Annotated in this window: 13 protein-coding genes; 4 read left to right on the top strand and 9 right to left on the bottom strand. The window is 59.8% G+C overall.

Annotated elements, in window-relative coordinates; all coding sequences use genetic code 11:
• The first annotated feature begins 82 nt into the window (after positions 1-82).
• Positions 83-1,540: an efflux transporter outer membrane subunit gene (locus ISP17_RS13365; RefSeq protein WP_404633908.1), complete on the top strand. Its 1,458-nt coding sequence runs from the start codon at positions 83-85 to the stop codon at positions 1,538-1,540.
• Between the two features lie 201 nt (positions 1,541-1,741).
• Here the strand turns inward: ISP17_RS13365 and ISP17_RS13370 are convergent, their stop codons facing one another.
• The 4 genes from ISP17_RS13370 to ISP17_RS13385 form a co-directional block, all read right to left on the bottom strand.
• Positions 1,742-2,446, bottom strand: a complete 705-nt coding sequence (locus ISP17_RS13370; RefSeq protein WP_404633910.1) for a DUF6988 family protein — start codon at positions 2,444-2,446, stop codon at positions 1,742-1,744.
• 221 nt (positions 2,447-2,667) lie between these two features.
• Entirely contained in the window at positions 2,668-3,648 is a 981-nt protein-coding gene (locus ISP17_RS13375; protein ID WP_404633912.1) for an NAD(P)H-quinone oxidoreductase, read from the bottom strand.
• A 2-nt stretch (positions 3,649-3,650) separates the two neighbouring features.
• On the bottom strand, positions 3,651-3,983 hold the full coding sequence (locus ISP17_RS13380; RefSeq protein ID WP_404633914.1) for a carboxymuconolactone decarboxylase family protein: 333 nt from the start codon (positions 3,981-3,983) through the stop codon (positions 3,651-3,653).
• 10 nt (positions 3,984-3,993) lie between these two features.
• Positions 3,994-5,433 (bottom strand): NAD-dependent succinate-semialdehyde dehydrogenase, encoded by a 1,440-nt coding sequence (locus tag ISP17_RS13385; RefSeq protein ID WP_404633916.1) that lies wholly within the window; start codon positions 5,431-5,433, stop codon positions 3,994-3,996.
• A gap of 110 nt (positions 5,434-5,543) precedes the next feature.
• Between ISP17_RS13385 and ISP17_RS13390 the strand changes: the two genes are divergently transcribed.
• Positions 5,544-6,485 (top strand): LysR family transcriptional regulator, encoded by a 942-nt coding sequence (locus ISP17_RS13390; protein WP_404633918.1) that lies wholly within the window; start codon positions 5,544-5,546, stop codon positions 6,483-6,485.
• A gap of 247 nt (positions 6,486-6,732) precedes the next feature.
• Here ISP17_RS13390 and ISP17_RS13395 read toward each other — a convergent pair whose 3' ends face one another.
• The 4 genes from ISP17_RS13395 to ISP17_RS13410 are packed head-to-tail and all read right to left on the bottom strand — an operon-like array spanning position 6,733 to position 13,339.
• A complete protein-coding gene (locus ISP17_RS13395; RefSeq protein WP_271645859.1) occupies positions 6,733-7,911 on the bottom strand; it encodes a Wadjet anti-phage system protein JetD domain-containing protein in 1,179 nt (392 codons plus the stop codon).
• Positions 7,898-11,320 carry an SbcC/MukB-like Walker B domain-containing protein gene (locus ISP17_RS13400; RefSeq protein WP_404633921.1) on the bottom strand — a complete coding sequence of 1,141 codons (3,423 nt, stop codon included), beginning with the start codon at positions 11,318-11,320 and terminating at the stop codon, positions 7,898-7,900. The genes ISP17_RS13395 and ISP17_RS13400 overlap by 14 nt, the downstream gene beginning before the upstream one ends.
• A complete protein-coding gene (locus tag ISP17_RS13405; RefSeq protein WP_404633923.1) occupies positions 11,307-11,906 on the bottom strand; it encodes a DUF4194 domain-containing protein in 600 nt (199 codons plus the stop codon). The genes ISP17_RS13400 and ISP17_RS13405 overlap by 14 nt, the downstream gene beginning before the upstream one ends.
• Positions 11,903-13,339 carry a Wadjet anti-phage system protein JetA family protein gene (locus ISP17_RS13410; protein WP_404633925.1) on the bottom strand — a complete coding sequence of 479 codons (1,437 nt, stop codon included), beginning with the start codon at positions 13,337-13,339 and terminating at the stop codon, positions 11,903-11,905. The genes ISP17_RS13405 and ISP17_RS13410 overlap by 4 nt, the downstream gene beginning before the upstream one ends.
• A gap of 458 nt (positions 13,340-13,797) precedes the next feature.
• On the opposite strand from ISP17_RS13410, the gene ISP17_RS13415 reads away from it, so the two are divergent.
• Both ISP17_RS13415 and ISP17_RS13420 read left to right on the top strand, forming a co-directional pair.
• On the top strand, positions 13,798-14,019 hold the full coding sequence (locus ISP17_RS13415) for a hypothetical protein (RefSeq protein ID WP_404633927.1): 222 nt from the start codon (positions 13,798-13,800) through the stop codon (positions 14,017-14,019).
• Between the two features lie 129 nt (positions 14,020-14,148).
• The gene (locus ISP17_RS13420; protein WP_404633929.1) at positions 14,149-15,891 is read left to right on the top strand and encodes a hypothetical protein; all 1,743 of its coding nucleotides are present in this window, start codon (positions 14,149-14,151) and stop codon (positions 15,889-15,891) included.
• A 6-nt stretch (positions 15,892-15,897) separates the two neighbouring features.
• Here the strand turns inward: ISP17_RS13420 and ISP17_RS13425 are convergent, their stop codons facing one another.
• Positions 15,898-16,713 carry a hypothetical protein gene (locus ISP17_RS13425; protein WP_404633931.1) on the bottom strand — a complete coding sequence of 272 codons (816 nt, stop codon included), beginning with the start codon at positions 16,711-16,713 and terminating at the stop codon, positions 15,898-15,900.
• Positions 16,714-16,788: the final 75 nt, after the last annotated feature.

Consider the following 16,788-nt stretch of genomic DNA (forward strand, 5'->3'; position numbering starts at 1 on the left):
GACCATACCTCGCCATGGAGATATTGACAACTTGTGACCATATGGGATTATGGTCACTATTCACTCTCCACCCGAGATGCCCATGCACTCCCATCGCTCCCTTGCACTATTCCTGAGCGCCAGCGTCCTGGCCGGCTGTGCAGTCGGTCCGGACTATCGCCGCCCTCAAGTTGCGCTCCCTGACCACTGCATCGGACAGCCCGCCGACCGAGCGCACGCTGGGACACCAGCCGACATCACAAGGTGGTGGGAAGGCTTCAACGATCCGCTGCTGACGCATTTCATCTCGCTCGCACTGGCTCAAAATCTGGATCTCGCACAGGCGGCGGCGCGCGTCACGCAAGCGCGTGCCGCACTTGGTGGTGCGGATGCGGCATTGCTGCCCTCAGGCAACATCAGTGCCTCGGCCGCCCGGGCACGCCAATCGGTGGAAACCCCTCTCGGGAAGGTACTCAACGGCACGCCGGGCTATGACCGCTGGGGAAACGCCTATGAAGCGGATCTCGGGGCAAGTTGGGAAATAGACGTATTCGGTGGGTTGCGGCGAGGACGCGAAGCCGCGCTCGCAGACTATCAGGCGTCGGAAGCGGGTGTTGCCGCCACGCGGCTGGAAGTTGCCGCCCAGACGGCCGATCTCTACATCGCCATTCGTGGCCTGCAGTCGCGTCTCGAGGTGGTACGGCAGCAGGTCAAGGCCGAGGAAGAGCTGTTGGCGAAAGTCCGGTTGCTCTACAGCCGGGGCCTTGCCGCTGACTACGAGGTACAGCAGACGCAGGGCGAGCTCGACCAGGTCAGGGCCGCGGTACCCGCCCTGCAGACCGGGCTCGACCGCGCCATGAATGCATTGGATGTGATGTTGGGTTCTCCAGCAGGCGCGCACCGCACCGAACTTGTGGCGGGCGCTCCTATCCCCGCTACTCCGAAGATCGCCTCTCTGGGGTCGCCTGCGGATCTGCTGCAGCGCCGGCCGGACCTCATCGTTGCCGAGCGGCATCTGGCTGCAGCCAATGCGCAGATCGGCGAGGCCATCTCCGAGTACTACCCGAAATTTTCGCTCAGTGGCCTGTTGGGCAGCGCCACCACCGTATCGAGCGGCAATCTGTTCACCAGCGGGGCAAGCCAGGCGGCGGGCGTGCTGGGGTTGCGTTGGCGCCTGTTCGACTTTGGCCGCATCAATGCGCAGATCAAACAGGCCAAGGGACGTGACGCGGAAGCCTTGGCCGCTTATCGCCTCGCAGTATTGCGGGCCACCGAAGACGTCGAGGATGCATTCTCGGGCCTGGTCAACAGTGAAGAGCAGGCTGCCACGCTCACCCAAGGTGAAGCGTCGCTGGCCAAGGCCCGTGAATCCTCGTCGATTGCATACCAACACGGCACGGCGAGTCTGATCGATCTACTGCACGCCGATGCAACGCTGCTACAGGCCTCTGATGCACGAGTGCAGGCTCGCACCCAGTCCGCGCGTGCTGCAGTTGCTGTGTTCAAGGCACTCGGCGGTGGATGGGAGTCCCCCAGCTCCGACGCGATAGCCAATAGGTAAGGTGGAAGTCCAAAGCCTTCTTTGAAGTGTCAGTGATGACGGGATAGAACCCTCACCAACGAATACAGTGGAATCGAGGAAACCAAGTCGCCGCGGGCGTTGGAAATTATCTGCAATTGGTCAAACGCTGGAGCAGGTTACCCAAGATGGGGGGAGAGCGCGGCTCGGAATGACACCGGCTTCGCTTGCTTCCGATGATGATTAGTCGGCGTTATCGGGGGTAGGGGATGGCCTCCCCAGATCAAAGTTGAGATAAGGGTTGTTGGTGAATGGAGGCAGACACTCGGGATGAGCAAACTGCGAGGCGATAGCGAGCTGGACGCGCTGCGGATCGTTCGAAAGCGAGGCCGCTAGTGTTGCAGCAAGACTGTAAACCCCGTTCGCGTTGGCCACGATCTGCACGAGAAAGGCGGCCGGAAACTCTCCGCCAAAGTTTGCTAGCGCGTGCATGCCACCGTGAACATACGAATTGAGTTGACGCCAAGCGACACTCTTGAATTGGTCGAGCAGGGCAAACGCTTTCGGAGGGGCGGTCCGTTCAACGTCCTTGAGCATTTCACCGACATTGGGTAGGTCAGGCTCGACCAACTGATCATTGACCTCACGGATGACGCCGGCCTTTTCAATCCAAGGATCAGCGGCCGCGAAGTGTACCCAGAAACCCTTGAGTGTTGCCTCGAACTGCAAACGCAGGAGGCCAATGGCCGAATGACTCAGGCCCTCGGCCATGAGTACGCGAAGGCTCAGCCAATGCTCATGGGCGAGACCGAGAAAGATGGTCGTCAGTTTTGACCTTGGGGATCCGTCAGTGGTTGCACCATCGAACACGGCGGTAACGTCCGTCTCAAAATTCAGAGTGTGCCGCAGGACATCGATGCCCTCAGGGTGGACACAGCGTTCTGACATAGTGATCCGCTAAAACTGCAGAAGCTGCATGGTCGCGTGAAGCGCTCGACGCTACAAGATGATCAGGGCTGGTTATCGGGGGTAGTGCGTTTGCCCTCACTCCGCCCAGACAGCGTCAACGCCTAGGAAAACTAGGCCCCAACGCAGGAGGCCCTTTGCGAAGAGGGTTTCCCACGTTAGGGCAATCTGAGGTGAGTGATCTCAGTACGAGGCCTCGGTGATCAGTTGGTGAGAATGATCTTCCCCACACTGTCGTTGGTTTCCATTCGGCGATGGGCGTCAGCGGCTTGGCTTAGCGGAAAGACACTGTCGATCACCGGAGACAAGCGGCCATCACCGAAGCGCTCCAGCCAGTGGTTGCGGAATCGTTGCACCATGGCGTGCTTGACCGGCTGCGGGCGCGACTTCATCACCGTGCCCATGATCTGCAGGTGGTGGTACAGGACACGCTCAAGGTCGATCTGAGCCCCTTTGCCACCGGCCAGCAGGCCTACCTGGACCAGGCGAGCACCGTAGTTCATCGATTGGATGTTGCGTGCGAAGTTGGGCGTACCGACAAAGTCGACGATAACGTCAACACCCACACCGTCGGTCTTTTCCATGACGACTTGTTCGAAGTCTTCGTCGCGGTAGTCGATCACCACATCCGCACCCAAGGCATGGACCCGATCGGCCTTTTTCGCCTCAGTGGTCGCGAACACGCGGGCCCCGGTGCTGCGCGCCAACTGCACCGCTGCCGAGCCGACGCCGCCAGCGGCGGCGTGGATCAGCGCGGACTCACCCGCCTCCAGCCGTCCCAGGTGGATCAGCGCCTCATGAGCAGTCACGAAGACTTCGGGAATCGCCGCGGCATGGATGTAATCCAGGCCTTCGGGGATCAGCATGGCCATGCGGTAGTCGAAGCGTGCGTACTCGGCATAGCCACCACCGCCGGTAATGCTCATCACCCGGTCGCCGACCTTGAAGCCTCGTACCTCGCTGCCGACCGCGACCACCTCACCGGCCACTTCGAGGCCGATTAGATTGGAGTCGCCGAAATCGGGACGGCCGTAGTGGCCCGTACGCAGCAGCAGGTCCGCTCGGTTCACACCGGCGGCATGCACCTTGATGAGCAGGTCGTGGGGGCGTGGGCTGGGATCGGGAGCATCGACCAGGGTCAGCACATCGGCATCGCCGAAGTGGTTGAAGTCAATGGCTTTCATGATTAACGCTCCTCGAGTTTGCCCAGCGTCGCGCTGGCGACTGCCGAGGCGGTGATGGCGGCGGGGAAGCCCGCGTAAAACGCCATATGCGTGATAAGTGCCGACAGCTCGCGCTTGGTCACGCCATGTTCGATCGCGCGCCGCAGATGCGCAGGCAGCTCTTCCGCGTGCCCGCCGGCAATGAGTGCCGACACGGTCGCGATGCTGCGATCACGGCGGGAGAGTTCGGCGTTTGGCCATACCTTCGAATACAGCGGCTCCTCGACGTAGCCGGTGAGGTCCGGCGTGAAGGCACGGGCAGCTTCGCGCGGACTGGTGAAATCGATCTTCGACATGTGAGTGCCCTCAAGCCTGGCTGATGAATTTGGTGGTGAGGTAGTAACCGATACCCTCGGCGCCGCCTTCGGAACCGTGACCACTCTCCTTGAGACCGCCAAAGGGCAGTTCGGTGGCGATGATCCGGTACTGGTTGATGCCGATCATTCCGGCCTCCAGGCTGTCGCCGACATCGAGTGCGGTGCGAGCATCGCGGGTAAAGGCATAGGCGGAGAGTCCGTAGGGGAGGCGGTTGGCCTCGTTCAAACCGTCCTCGAGCGTGTCGAAGGGATGCAGGATGGCGATCGGGCCGAAGGGCTCTTCCTGCATCACGCGCGCATCCATCGGCACGTCGGCCAGCACGGTCGGCTCGAAGAAGTAGCCCGGTCCGGGAATGCGCTTGCCGCCAGCCAGAAGCCGGGCACCGCGCTCGACCGCATCGGCCACCAGCTCTTCCATCTTCGCCAACTGGCGGGGGTTGGCCAGCGGCCCCATCTGGCTGCTCTCATCCAGCCCGTTGCCCACCACCAGGCGGAGAGTGGCCTCCACAAAGCGCTGGGTGAACGCCTCGTACACGTCGCGTTGGATCAGGAAGCGTGTCGAGGAGATGCAGACCTGACCGGTGCCGCGGAAGCGGTTGGCGACACCACCCACGGCCGCCGCCTCGATGTCGGCGTCGTTGAACACCAGCACGGGGCCATGCCCACCCAGTTCCAGGGTGATCGGTTTGACGCCCTCGGCGGCACGAGCGGAAAGCAAGCGACCGACCGGCACCGAGCCTGTGAAGGTCACTTTGCGAATGATCGGCGACGCGATCAGATGCGCCGACACCATGTCCGGCACCCCGAAGACCACCTGCAGCACGCCCTTGGGCAGGCCGGCGTCATCCAGCGCTCGGGCCAAGGCCAGAGCGGTTGCCGGTGATTCCTCTCCCGGCTTGATGATCACGGGACAACCCGCGGCGAGCGCAGCGGCCAGCTTGCGTGCCGGTGTGATCGCCGGGAAATTCCATGGCGTGAATGCGGCCACCGGACCGATGGCCTGGCGCTTGACCAACTGCTGGACGCCAGGACGGTTGGATGGCACCACCCGGCCGTCGATCCGACGCGCCTCCTCGGCGAACCACTCGAAGTACTCGCCAGCGCGCAGCACTTCGTCGGTGGCTTCACCAAGCGGCTTGCCTTCTTCTAGGGTGAGTTGCCGCGCAATCTCGGCCGCACGCTGCCGAATCAACTCGCCAGCCTTGCGAAGAATCGCCGCGCGCTCATTGGGGAAGGTCTTGGCCCAGGTTCCCGCCACTGCATTTGCGGTGAGCAGGGCACGATCGAGATCGGCGGCGGTAACAAGCGGCACGCGACCAAGCACCGTACCGTCGGCGGGGTTGACCACCGGCGAGGTATCGCGTGTGTCGGCGGGCACCCATTCGCCTGCGAGGAAAAGGTAAAGGGGGCCGTAAGTGGTGGTGTTCATAAGGGGGGCTTCGGAAGTCGGGGGAATTCCCTTGGCGAGAAAGGCTACGGCCCGACCTCTCGGTTGATAATGCGTGCATCCTCATCAACCGCTTTGCGTGGAGCGCATAGATGCAGACAGAGCGATTCGCAGAATTTCTGGGTGTATTTGTCGATGTGGCGCGAGAGGGAAGCTTCTCCGCGGCCGCAAGGCGACGCGGCGTGCAGCCGTCGTCGGTGGGGCGACAGATCGATCTGCTGGAGACCCAGCTAGGTACGCCACTATTCCTGCGATCGACCCGGCAGCTGAACCTGACGGACGCGGGCGAGGCCCTATTGGTGCGGGCAAAGCGAATCCTTGCCGAGCTTGCCGATGCTCAGCAGGAAGTGGCCTCCATTCGCGGCGACATCAGCGGGGTCTTGCGCCTGGCCTGCTTCCCGACCTTCGGCAAGCGCTACGTTATTCCGGTCATGGCGATTCTTGCCGAGCGCCATCCCGACCTACGTTTCGAATTAGACCTTACAGAGCGTCTCGCCGACCCCGTCGCCGAGCGCCTCGACCTGGTGATCCGGATTGGTGACCTAGCGGACAGCACTCTCATTGCAACCCGCTTGGCAACTCAGCGACGCGTGCTGTGTGCTCACCCACGACTTTTCGAGCAATCGCCACCGCCAAGCGTCGCTGACGAACTGATGAACTATTGCCTGATCGACAAGCTGCACGGCGCCGACTTGCTGGGATGGTCGGAGGTCCTTGGCCATCCTATTGGTCAAGACGAGCAACCAGCGCGCTTTCGCTGCGACGACTTTGAAGCGATGCGCTTAGCTGCATTGGCTGGCCTGGGTATTGCCTACCTGCCGGACTGGGTTGTCGGACCAGACATCAACGGTGGACAGCTGCAGCAGATCGATCTAGCTCATCCCCGGGGTTTCAGCGAAGTAGGGATCTTTGCCTTGCGGGCCTTGGCCAAGCCGTCCGCCAGCGTCCGACTTGTTCTCGATGAGCTGAAGGCCTCCATAGGTGACCCTCCGTTGTGGGCTATTGGAAACAGTCAGCCTAAGCGCGTGGGGTGATGTCCCTCAATTACACCTAGTTCGCCGTTGACCAGACGCCCAAGATGTTGTCTATCAGCATTACTTTGCAGAAAGCAGGGACCGACGCACTCCTTTTCGAGTGTCCGAAACAGATGCCGGGCAGGGCGATTAGACGGCGTTATCGCAGGTAGAAAGGCCTGCCCTTAAGCTGTTCGTACTTCATCGTGGTTGCCTGCTATGGCTGCCTTTACGGCTGTCAAACTGCGGGGATGTCGAAGCCGCAGATTCAAGCAACTACTGGCGGCAAGCGAATGGCGATGCCTTCCTGCTCCATAGTCTGCGCCAGCATGTGTCGGGAAAGCGCATCCCAACCGGCATCATGTGCGTGCCGCGCCATGCGGCCACGCTCGGCTTCTGTTACTTCGGAGAGTGCCGTTCCGCTTAACTGTGTAGCGTCCATCAGCCATGGAAGAAACGCATGGCGAAGGATGCATTTGCGCCTGATATGTGCCGCAATCCGGAAACCGCCCTGGTCGATGTCGCCCCAGTGATAGACCAAGATGCGCGGTGGAATGGATTCCAGAATCGTGGCGTAAGCGCGGCACCAACTGGGGGATGGCATCCCGCCTGTGTAGAGGATCAGGCCAGCGTCGGCATCCGGGTGCTGGCTGGCCTGATGGAACGTGGTCAGATTCTCGATGCTCAGAACCCACGCCGGCATACCTGCATAGGCAATAACGTGCCTGCCTGAAACGCCGATGTAGGGTTTTGCGACGGGACAGCCCTGCGTTGATTCGAGCGTAAGACTGCCGGTGCCGGCCATCAGGAAAGGCCGAGGTTCCTTGACCAGCCCCAGTGCGCCGAACACTTCTTCCTGCTGCCGCGTAGGTGAGCTGAGCTGCTCTGCCGTGAGCAGGTCGATATGGCGCACCAGTGCCTCGATTCGCTTGCTGTCACGGAACAGACGACGGCTGAAGGCGCGGACGATCTGGTCCTCGCCCTGTTCGAGTTGTAGCGCATCGAGCACCAGCAATGCAGCCGCGACATCAGGGGTGCTTTCCGCCCCCAGTCCACGCGGCGTCTTCAGGTGTTTCCAGGCATCCAGCAATTCGATCACGCGAGGATGCGTCGCCAGCCAGGGGGTCAAGGTCTCGCGTGATTTCTGCAGCGTTTCGGATCGGCTGGCGATGCCAAGAAATGCCGCCAGCTTGTCCGCATCCAGCAAGCGAATGTTTTCCAACGGACGGTCGTCGCCACCTTGCCTCGCCCAGCGCAATTGCACGGCCCCCGCGTGTTCGGCAGCGGAAAAACGGACATGCACGTGCTGCCGCTGTGCATAGCCTAGTCGCCAATAGGGCGAGTCCTCGTTGGTGAACGTGGTCTGGATGGCGCGGTTGGAGCCCCGGAGGCGCGCGCGTTCGCCTCGCGCGAGCAGACCTGATAGCACCTCGTCAGCCAGGGTCATGTTCGGTTTCCGCCATGTCCTTCATGGCCATGTCCAGAAGTTCCGGATGCAGCAGGTAATTGTCGCTTTGCAGAAGTTCGCGGGCCTCGTCGAGCACGACGTTCCTTGTCAACTGCACGGTGCGCGACCCATAACGGGCCATGTCGTAGTAGATGTTGAGAAACGAGGACATCTTGGCCTGATCCGCCTCGGGCCCGGCCATGACCAGTTGCAAGCCGAGGGCATTGAGATAGTCGGCTGTGGCGCGAACGTTTTGCGCATCCATTTTTTCGAAAGCTTCGTCCAGCAGCATGATGCCGCCGCTGGTCTTCGCGCTGCGCGACTTGCCGTACGCCGCTGCCAGTGCAGCACCGAAGATCACATACAAAGGAGTGCGATGCTCACCGCCGGAGCCAGGTCCCAGACGTTTGCTCAGCAGCCCGATGGACGTGCTTCCAGTAAGTATTTCCACGTCGTAGCTGAAGAAGCGGCGGTGATCGTTGAGCGGGCTGGTTTCATTCAGAAGTTCGGAGCTGGCATCGCCTTCGACCAGTGCCTTGAAGTCGTCGGGCACTTTGCCTGCACCGCCGAAGATGTCTTCCTCCGCATTACCGTGCTCGCGTACGCGCTTGAGGAAGTCGTACAGCGCACGATGCTGTTCGACCGGCGTGTGCTTGAAATGATAGCGCTCGCCGTTGCTGAACTCCGGCGCGTGCTTCAACACGTCGTTAAGACCATCGATCTGTTCCTTGATAGCGTCAAAGCCTTCCAGCAGGGTTTGTGCCACGTCCGTGCGAAACACCTTGACCGCCGCTTCATAGGCCTCTTTTGATCGTGCTTCCTGCTCAGCCAGTTCCATGTCTTCCAGGCGCTGCCGATCATTGAGGATGAAGCCGTACGCGCGTTCCCACTGGCTGCTGGCGATATCGGTGTTCTGCAACTGGAAGTCACGGATATAAAAACTGAACTTTTCCCATGCTTCACGATCATGGTTCTCCGCGGCCGTTTCGGCGTTGCGGATGGCACTTTGCAAAGCAGCCAGCAGTTCGTTCCAGCGGTCGCCGTGGCGCTCGTCATAGCGTTCGCGGTGACGCTGCACCTCGTTGGCGTTGTACAGCGGCTGCTGACGCGTTTTGGTTTCATCCAGCACGGCAAGGTCTTGCTGCTCGGTCAACCCCTTGATGCGGTCCTGAGAGTTACGCAATTCGCTTTCCAGCGTTGATTTGAGTTCGATCAACCGCTTTTCGCCAGCATCCGCATCGGATAGCCGCTTGCCTGCCAATTCAAAGTTTTCATTCAGGCTGGCCAGTTGACCGGACTGGGTGGCAAGCAGTGCATTGCGCAGATCCTGCAATTCGCGGTTACCTTCGGCCGCGGCAGTGAACAGGGCGTCCAGTCTTGGCGACGTGGTGCCAGCATCCGCAAACAGGGACAGGCGCTGTTCGACCGGCGTGATGTGTGCGACCTGTGCGGTGGCGCTGTCCAGCGCAGCCTTGGCGTCGTCAAGAGCCAATTGCGCCCCGTGACGATGCGCGTCAGTGTCACTGCGGCCAATCAGCCACTCATTGCGGGCAGGAGGGCGCAAGCGCTCGACGCCGCCGCCGGAGCTGACCATGCCCTCAACGGAAAGCGCCTTGACGCCAGTCTGTAGTTGCTCGGCGCTAGTGGCCAGCGACAACTGACCCAGCTCCCCTTGCAGGTAGCGCACGGCCGCCTTGTCTTCACCCTCGATCAATTGTGCAGCGAACTTGCCGCCACCCCGGGCTACCCAGGCGCGGCCACGCGAGGGCAGGGCCAGCTTCACTCGGAAGATGGTTCGCGCCTCCTTATGCTCCTTGTAGATGCGGATGGCATCCAGTTCCCGCGCTTCCGGTACCAGCAGTGCATCGACATGGATGCCCAGATAGGCCTCCAGCGCCGGCTGCCACTGTGGATCAGCGATCCTCACCCGATCGCAGACCGGCTGGGCATCAATGCCGGCGTCAGCCAACAAGCGTTGCAGCGCGATCACCGGCGGGCGCAACGTGGTCAGACCACGCCGGTTGCGCTCCCATGCACTACGTGCATCGCGCCATGCGTCACGGGCTTTTTCAACTTCGCGATCGGCATGGGACAAGGCCTTGTTGACTAGGCCGCGCACGTGGGCCATGGCCAGCATCGCGGACTGAATGGCGACCGGTTCCGGCACGGCAAGTGCTTCGGCGTGCTGCTGCAGGTCGAGCAACTGATGGACAACGTCTTCGAAGTCGCCCTGATGGTCGGCCATCACCGACAGTTTTCCAGCGCTAACGGCCGCTTCCAGCGCCAGCTTCAACAGGTTGCCCAGTTCCCTGTGCTTTTCGGCGTGCTGCTTTTCTTTGTCCTTCAAGCGCTCGGTTTCACCAGCCTGCTTCAGGTACTCCGGATCGATGCTGCGTAGTTCGAAGGCACGATCGCGCGCCTCTTGAGCCTGCCTCTTCTCGGTGGTTGCACGTTTCAGGTCCAGCCCGGCTTTCTCCAGCTGGCGCGCCACTTCTGCGGCCTTTTCCTGCTGTTCGCTCAGCGCTTCACCGATGCGCTCCGTTTCGTACACCGCACGCAATGCATCCAGGTTGGTGTGGATGGTGCGTTCGCGCTTCACCTGTACGTATTTGTCGACCACCACACCGGCCCGCTCAATGCGATCGATCAGGCGACGGATCATCTCGCGTACTTCGCGGAACTGTTCCAGCCGCGTTCGGAACGCCTTCACGTTGGTCAGGCGCTGCTCGATCAAATGCTGGCGCAAGGTCTCGTTGAGATCGTCCACGTCCTTGTTGAGCTTGAGCGAGCGTGCGAAAGCCGAGCGAATGGCGCGCGTGTTGGGACGCTCGCCGGGCGAAGCCAGATGGCCAACGAAAAGCTGGCGCAGAAAGTCTTCACGGTTCTGGGTGAAAACCGGCGTGGTGCCGACCAGCGTGCAGGCGTCCTTGGCAACATGCTGGAACTTACGCCAAGGCAGGATGGTTTCCCGGTCGGCCTCGGGATCCATATGGTCCCGGGTGGCCAGCGCCACACCCGGCAGGATGTAGAGACTGTTGAAGGTGTGATCCGGGTCGTCGACGCTGGCCGAGAGCGATACCCCCGCCGTGACCGGCACGCCCGTTTCCGGATCGCGGAATACCAAGTTGATGTATGTGTTGGCCGAGGGGCGGCAGCGTTCGGCATCGCTTTGCCCGTACACACCCAGGCAATACTCGCGCAAGCTGCGGGCGCGCTTCTTGCTCTCACCGGAGGCGTTGAAGTGGGTCCTGTTGCTGTCGGCAGCCAGCAGCACGATCTGGAAGGCATCCAGCAACGCGGTCTTGCCGGTGCCGTTCGGTCCGAGAAAGGCGGTATTGCCGCCCAGCTGCAGATCCTCTCGCTCGTACAGGAAGTACTGCACCAACCCCAGCGACTCAAGCTGTTTCATCGGATGCGTCCTCTTCCGGTGCATTGGCATGTGCGGCCAGTTGCAGCAGGGCGGTTTCGCCCAACACGTCGACGATGCCGGGGCGGACCACCACCTGCTGACGCTGCTCGTCATGCGTGTCCTCCAGGCGGGCGATGCCGTAACGCTTCATCGCCTGCAATTGCTCGTTGAGCGCAGAACTGGCTGGCAGTTCGCGGTTGAGGAGATCCTTGTAGGCGCGCTCCAGCTCGATCATGTCGACGAAGGCCTCACCACCGACGATCTCGGCAACATGCATCTTGTCGTCGTACAGGCGGCGCAACACCAGCGCCAGTCGTGTTTCAGAGAGGCGCATCTTGTCGGCAACATACTGGCTGGGTGTGGCCACCACGTAACCCATATGCGGGTTGTGGGTGATGGTCATGCCGAGCTGGGCGAGCAGGGCGTCGTAGTCCTTGCGGTGCCGGACGATCAACTCGTACGCGGTGCGGCTGCGCGAATCGCCGGCATAAAGCACGTGCTCCATGACCAGCCGGTAGCCGGCTTTCTGGTAGTCGCTTTCAGCATGGATCTGGCTTTGGGTGGCCAACCGCTCCCAATGGCTCATCGGACAAGCTCACGCTGGATGTGGAACCGGGGATGTTCGAGATAGGGGTTGGACGTCGTGCCATTGGGCATGAACTCGATGCGTACGCTCCTGAGCATTTGTAGTTGCGGATCAGATCGCCGCTGCGATGGCGGACACGCATCATGCGCGGCGATCAGCAGCAGGCGCTGATAGCAGCACAGGTCGTTGATTGACTCGATGCCCAGTTCGTCGGAGGTCACCGAGATGCGATCACGCAGGTGACGGCCGACGTAGTTGGCCAGCTTCACTCTGTCGACCAGGCGGTTGTCGGCCATGCGCTTGCGCAACTGCTCCATGGCCAGTTCCTGCAATGTGGGTGGGCGCTTCTCCACGGCGGTGGCCACCGCTGGCCTGGTTGCGGTACGGGGCTTCGCCAGCAGCTCCGGCCCCGCGTGCCGGAATCCGGAGGCTGCGGGCAATGCCACGTGGCCTTCATCGAGCTGGTTGGTGGCCTGCATGGCGCGCGCAAGCAGCTTGTCCAGTTGCTTGGGCGCGCGCATCTTGTATTCGATGAAGGCAATGGCTCGCTGGTTGGCATCGCGGATCTCCTCATCCAACCGCTGCAACTGTTCGTCCACGTCCTTCAGACGCATCAGCAGGCGGGTGTCGCGCTCGTACAGATACTCCGCGCGGTTACGGTCACCGCCGGCTTTCTTCTCCTGGTACCAGGCGAGCAAGGCCTCGTGCTGTTTCGCGTCATGCTGGAGCTGCAAGGTCATGGCCACGATCTGCGAACGATGCTGCAGTGGATGATCCTTGGTGCGCAGCTCGCTGTAATCGGCAATGAAGATCTTTTCGACGTATTCCTCGAAGAAGCCGCGCACGAACTCGCCTGGCGATGCGAGCTTCATCAACGCATCCATCAGATCCTGTACCCGGCAGCCGGTATTGGCAATGTAGGCCATGCACTGCTTGGCCTGCTTGGCAGCTTCGGCATATTGGTCTTGGTCACCGCTGACCGCGGCGCGCAGATTCAGGAAAATCGAGCGCACCTTGCTGCCGAGAAATTCGGGCTCGTGTTGCGCGAATTCGCACAACACGGTGTGGAACTGGGCGATGACCGGACGCACAGTAACCATCTCGGCCACACCCCGGCGGCGCAGGCTCAGCCAACCCGAATCGACGAGAAAGCGGGCAATGTCATGCGCGCGGATGGTGATGGGCGTTTCGAGTTCTTCGTCCCATGGGTCGTCGGCGGCCAACAGGGTTTCGATCTGGCGTATGACCACCGGCTTCGGCGCTTCCTCGCCCGGCGAACGGCCACCATCGCCCCACATCTCGCCGATCAGGCGGCACAGCATGATCCAGTAGCGACGCCCGTTGCTGGCAGCCAACGGACGGAAGAGCTCCAATGGCAGGCGATCGAACAGTGGGGGGACATCATCTAGTCCTGCCTGAGTGAACGAATTCATCGCGATCCTTGGCAATCTCCCTTCACCTCATTCTATACGGCCCAGTCTTGAGAACTGAGATTTGCCTCGGTCAAGAGCGGGTGTGGCGGAGCGGGTGGTAAGAAGGGGCAGGGAGGGATAGGGCTGTGGTATCTGGATCAGCGACTAGGCTGTGTTATGAAGGGTAGGGAAGGGAAAGATTCAGACCGCGGATTACGCGACCCTTTGCCAATGACCGTAGGGCAGCCTACCACTGTGACCAATCCGGTATTCAAGTTAGACCTCCGAATGCCGATGAGAAGCACTTAGCCCTTGGCTTGCGTCGCCTGATGGACTTGGCGCACTACGTGAATCTTGCCGCGTTCATGGTGTAGAAAAGTCCTTGGTGTGAGATGATTCAGCCTGTATAGCCCCGCGGAAAGATTACTGGTTCATCTGGAAAAAGACCTTTCGGCATCGGATACATACAAGGAAAGTAAATGGCAACGACTAGGAATATCCTCAGCAGCTTCCGCTATGAAGTAGCCAAGGCCGCGCGAACTTGTGACGTCAGTTCAAAACACAAAATCGTGGCGGGCGAAAAGCACTTTGCTTACGAACCAGTTCCGGGACAGCGCAAAAACATTTGCATGGCATGTGCGCCTGCCATCATTAAAAAAGCACAAGATCATCTTGCCAAGATTGCCAGCGAGCTCTCTTGAGGCGCGAGCGGCCAGGCCCCGCTTCAGTTCCGCCAACGCACTTAGCGCCGACTTTAGCTCTGACGGCTTGAGAGTCAGTCGACACGACAACCTAAGCCACATGCTTATTGAATTCGTAAGGCAGGGACGATGATTAGATCAATCAGCATAGAGAACGTCAGGGGGATTAAGAATCAAACGTTTTCCCTTGACATCATCCCCAACAAGCCGTCACTGCTCGTCGCCCCTAACGGGTTTGGCAAAAGCTCACTTGCCGCAGCTTTTTCGGCGCTCAGAACCAAGCGAATGGAGCTGCCGAAGGAGCAGCATCACCTTGGAGATGAATCGTTAGCTCCCAAGCTAGCCGTGACCGTCAAGCAAGGTGCTCAGACCTTTACCGTGACCGCAGATGGCAATAGCAATGCCATTGCCGGCACTTTTGATGTCCACGTGGTTACAAGCAGGCTTCGTGCAAAAGCAACTAAGCACAATATGGGCAAGTTTACGACCGCAACGGCATCGCTTGAGATCAGCGAGCTCGTATTGGTCCAGACCGTCCCTCTGAAAGTACAACACGTCTATGATGTGACAGCGATGCGGGGCCGCTTTGGGGTGTCCGGCAAGGCCTTTCGGAATCTCGACAAAGCGCTCGGGAATCCAACATTGGCAGACGGACTGATTGATCTCTTTGGCCTGATGGACAAGGTAGAGGGCGTACGGATTCAAAATGACATCCGTGCGATGACCGAGTTGCTCCAGGCTCAAACTGGAACCGGTGACGACATACGGGCATGGGCAGACGGTGCGCTGCGGTTACGCCTTGAGGCGATCAGCGCCGTCAGGGAAATAGCCGATCTTCTAACATCTGCAATTGCTCCAGAGCAGGGCCGCATCGACGCGCTACTCTCGGGCCTGCAGGTAGCTTTGCTCTATCTGCATGACAAAAAGACGTTTAAAGATGCCTGTAAATATCTTTCTTACGTCAACGAGAAGGAGAGCTTCGAGGACATCATCAAGGCTTTCGGGGCGACATGGAAGAAGGTTAGGCCGGTTGAGCGCAAGGGGAGTCTTGTCGTCTCTTTCCCGTCGGCCATGCATATCTCAAATGGTCAGCGCGACTCCTTGTGTTTTGCTGCAGAACTACGAAAGATTGAGCGATCCGTGTCGTTACGCGACGCGATCCTCGTTATTGATGAAGTGTTCGACTATCTGGATGACGCAAATCTGGTGGCAGTCCAGTACTACATCACCAAACTCATCAAGAAAGTTCGTGAGAACCAGCGGAGCGTATACCCACTAATTCTCACGCACCTCAATCCGTACTATTTCAAGAATTTCGCATTTGCAGACCAAAAGATCTATTTCTTGAAGAAATCTAAGCCTGCAATAAACAAGGACTTCCGCGCCCTCGTTGGGAAGCGCAAGGATCCATCCATCGAAAAGGATGTCAGTCGTCACTACCTTCACTATGACCCAGCTTCGGTTGAGATCAAGGCGAAATTCACGGCCCTGGGCTTGAGAGAGGCCTGGGGAGATTCAGCCGCGTTTCAGGCGCACACAGAGGCGGAATGGGATAAGTACGTCAACGAATCAGACAACTACGACCCATTCGCAGTTTGCTGCTATGTCCGTGTTCGAATCGAGAAGATTGTTCATGACGCCATCCCGGACGCAGCTCGAAAGACTGAATTTCTTGATACGTTGATGACAAAAAACAAGCTAGATTTTGCCGTGACGAATGGCATCGATGTCGACGACACCCTGTATCTTCTTGGCATCATTTACAACGAGGGCATGCACGTTCACGAAAACGTGGATGACAGTAGCCCGATAGTTTCTAAGCTTGAGAATCGAACCATCCGTCACATGCTTATCGAAAGCGTCGCCGGTTAAGCGGCATCAATTCTGCCGATACAAGCGGCGCAGCAGCATGCCGGCGGTCACAAGCACGGCGTGCAGGCGAAACGTGCTGTGATCCTCGTCGGACAACCCCGGGTGCGAGCCTTGCGTGTGCAGCATTTTGAAAAGGCCATTGAGGTAACCTTTTCCGTCTCGCGTCCACTCGTTGCGATCCGCCGCGAGGAATCCGGCATCCGTCAATAGGGCTCTTCGGTTCTCCGAAGTTGGCAGTTGCGCGGCTTCTTGAGGACGGACAATTCGCGCGATGTCGTCAAGAAGACCCTCAAGAAACGTCCGCAATTGACTGTTGCACGCAGCCCAATCGCCTCGCGCGTGCGCATCAATAGCTTGGTCTAAATGGCCAAGCGGGGTGTTAAAGCGAAAGTGCTTCAAGAGATGGTGTACTTCGTCATCGGTCTGCGGCAGCTGGATTTCGTTGGGTAGGGCCGCACGGATGGATGCACCGCCACCCTGATCGCCAGGCACCAGGACGAAACCATCGCGCGCAAGCCCCAGCAGAAATGCCGCGCACGCGGCATTGGTACTTGCAGAATGCGCGAGTTGCGCAGCCTCTCGGACCACAGCTTCTGCCAGCGTCATGGACCCGTCGAGTGTGTCCAGTATGTTGTTTGACCTTTGCAATATCGCACGGCCAAGGATTGCGCACTTCTTGCCAACGCTCAGGTCCGTGCCCTGCGGAACCTCATCCTCCAGCCCCAATCTGAGTACAGCTTGATTAAAGCGTGCCTGTGAGTGCAGTTCTAGCAACTCTACGGCGGCAAGCAAGGTTGGCCGAGTGAATGGGGCAACGCGCATAATTCATTTCCTTTCATTACAGGGCGATTCTCGAAGCGTGTTGGTCAGAGCACACTGATAGCACATCGGTGCGTA

Source organism: Dyella ginsengisoli, assembly GCF_044904665.1.
Lineage (GTDB): Bacteria > Pseudomonadota > Gammaproteobacteria > Xanthomonadales > Rhodanobacteraceae > Dyella_A > Dyella_A ginsengisoli.

What these genes read in the sequence shown, in the direction of transcription:
- ISP17_RS13365 (WP_404633908.1), top strand. Translation starts at nt 83, where the DNA reads ATGCACTCCCATCGCTCCCTTGCACTATTCCTGAGCGCCAGCGTCCTG.
- ISP17_RS13370 (WP_404633910.1), bottom strand. Translation starts at nt 2,446, where the DNA reads ATGTCAGAACGCTGTGTCCACCCTGAGGGCATCGATGTCCTGCGGCAC.
- ISP17_RS13375 (WP_404633912.1), bottom strand. Translation starts at nt 3,648, where the DNA reads ATGAAAGCCATTGACTTCAACCACTTCGGCGATGCCGATGTGCTGACC.
- ISP17_RS13380 (WP_404633914.1), bottom strand. Translation starts at nt 3,983, where the DNA reads ATGTCGAAGATCGATTTCACCAGTCCGCGCGAAGCTGCCCGTGCCTTC.
- ISP17_RS13385 (WP_404633916.1), bottom strand. Translation starts at nt 5,433, where the DNA reads ATGAACACCACCACTTACGGCCCCCTTTACCTTTTCCTCGCAGGCGAA.
- ISP17_RS13390 (WP_404633918.1), top strand. Translation starts at nt 5,544, where the DNA reads ATGCAGACAGAGCGATTCGCAGAATTTCTGGGTGTATTTGTCGATGTG.
- ISP17_RS13395 (WP_271645859.1), bottom strand. Translation starts at nt 7,911, where the DNA reads ATGACCCTGGCTGACGAGGTGCTATCAGGTCTGCTCGCGCGAGGCGAA.
- ISP17_RS13400 (WP_404633921.1), bottom strand. Translation starts at nt 11,320, where the DNA reads ATGAAACAGCTTGAGTCGCTGGGGTTGGTGCAGTACTTCCTGTACGAG.
- ISP17_RS13405 (WP_404633923.1), bottom strand. Translation starts at nt 11,906, where the DNA reads ATGAGCCATTGGGAGCGGTTGGCCACCCAAAGCCAGATCCATGCTGAA.
- ISP17_RS13410 (WP_404633925.1), bottom strand. Translation starts at nt 13,339, where the DNA reads ATGAATTCGTTCACTCAGGCAGGACTAGATGATGTCCCCCCACTGTTC.
- ISP17_RS13415 (WP_404633927.1), top strand. Translation starts at nt 13,798, where the DNA reads ATGGCAACGACTAGGAATATCCTCAGCAGCTTCCGCTATGAAGTAGCC.
- ISP17_RS13420 (WP_404633929.1), top strand. Translation starts at nt 14,149, where the DNA reads ATGATTAGATCAATCAGCATAGAGAACGTCAGGGGGATTAAGAATCAA.
- ISP17_RS13425 (WP_404633931.1), bottom strand. Translation starts at nt 16,713, where the DNA reads ATGCGCGTTGCCCCATTCACTCGGCCAACCTTGCTTGCCGCCGTAGAG.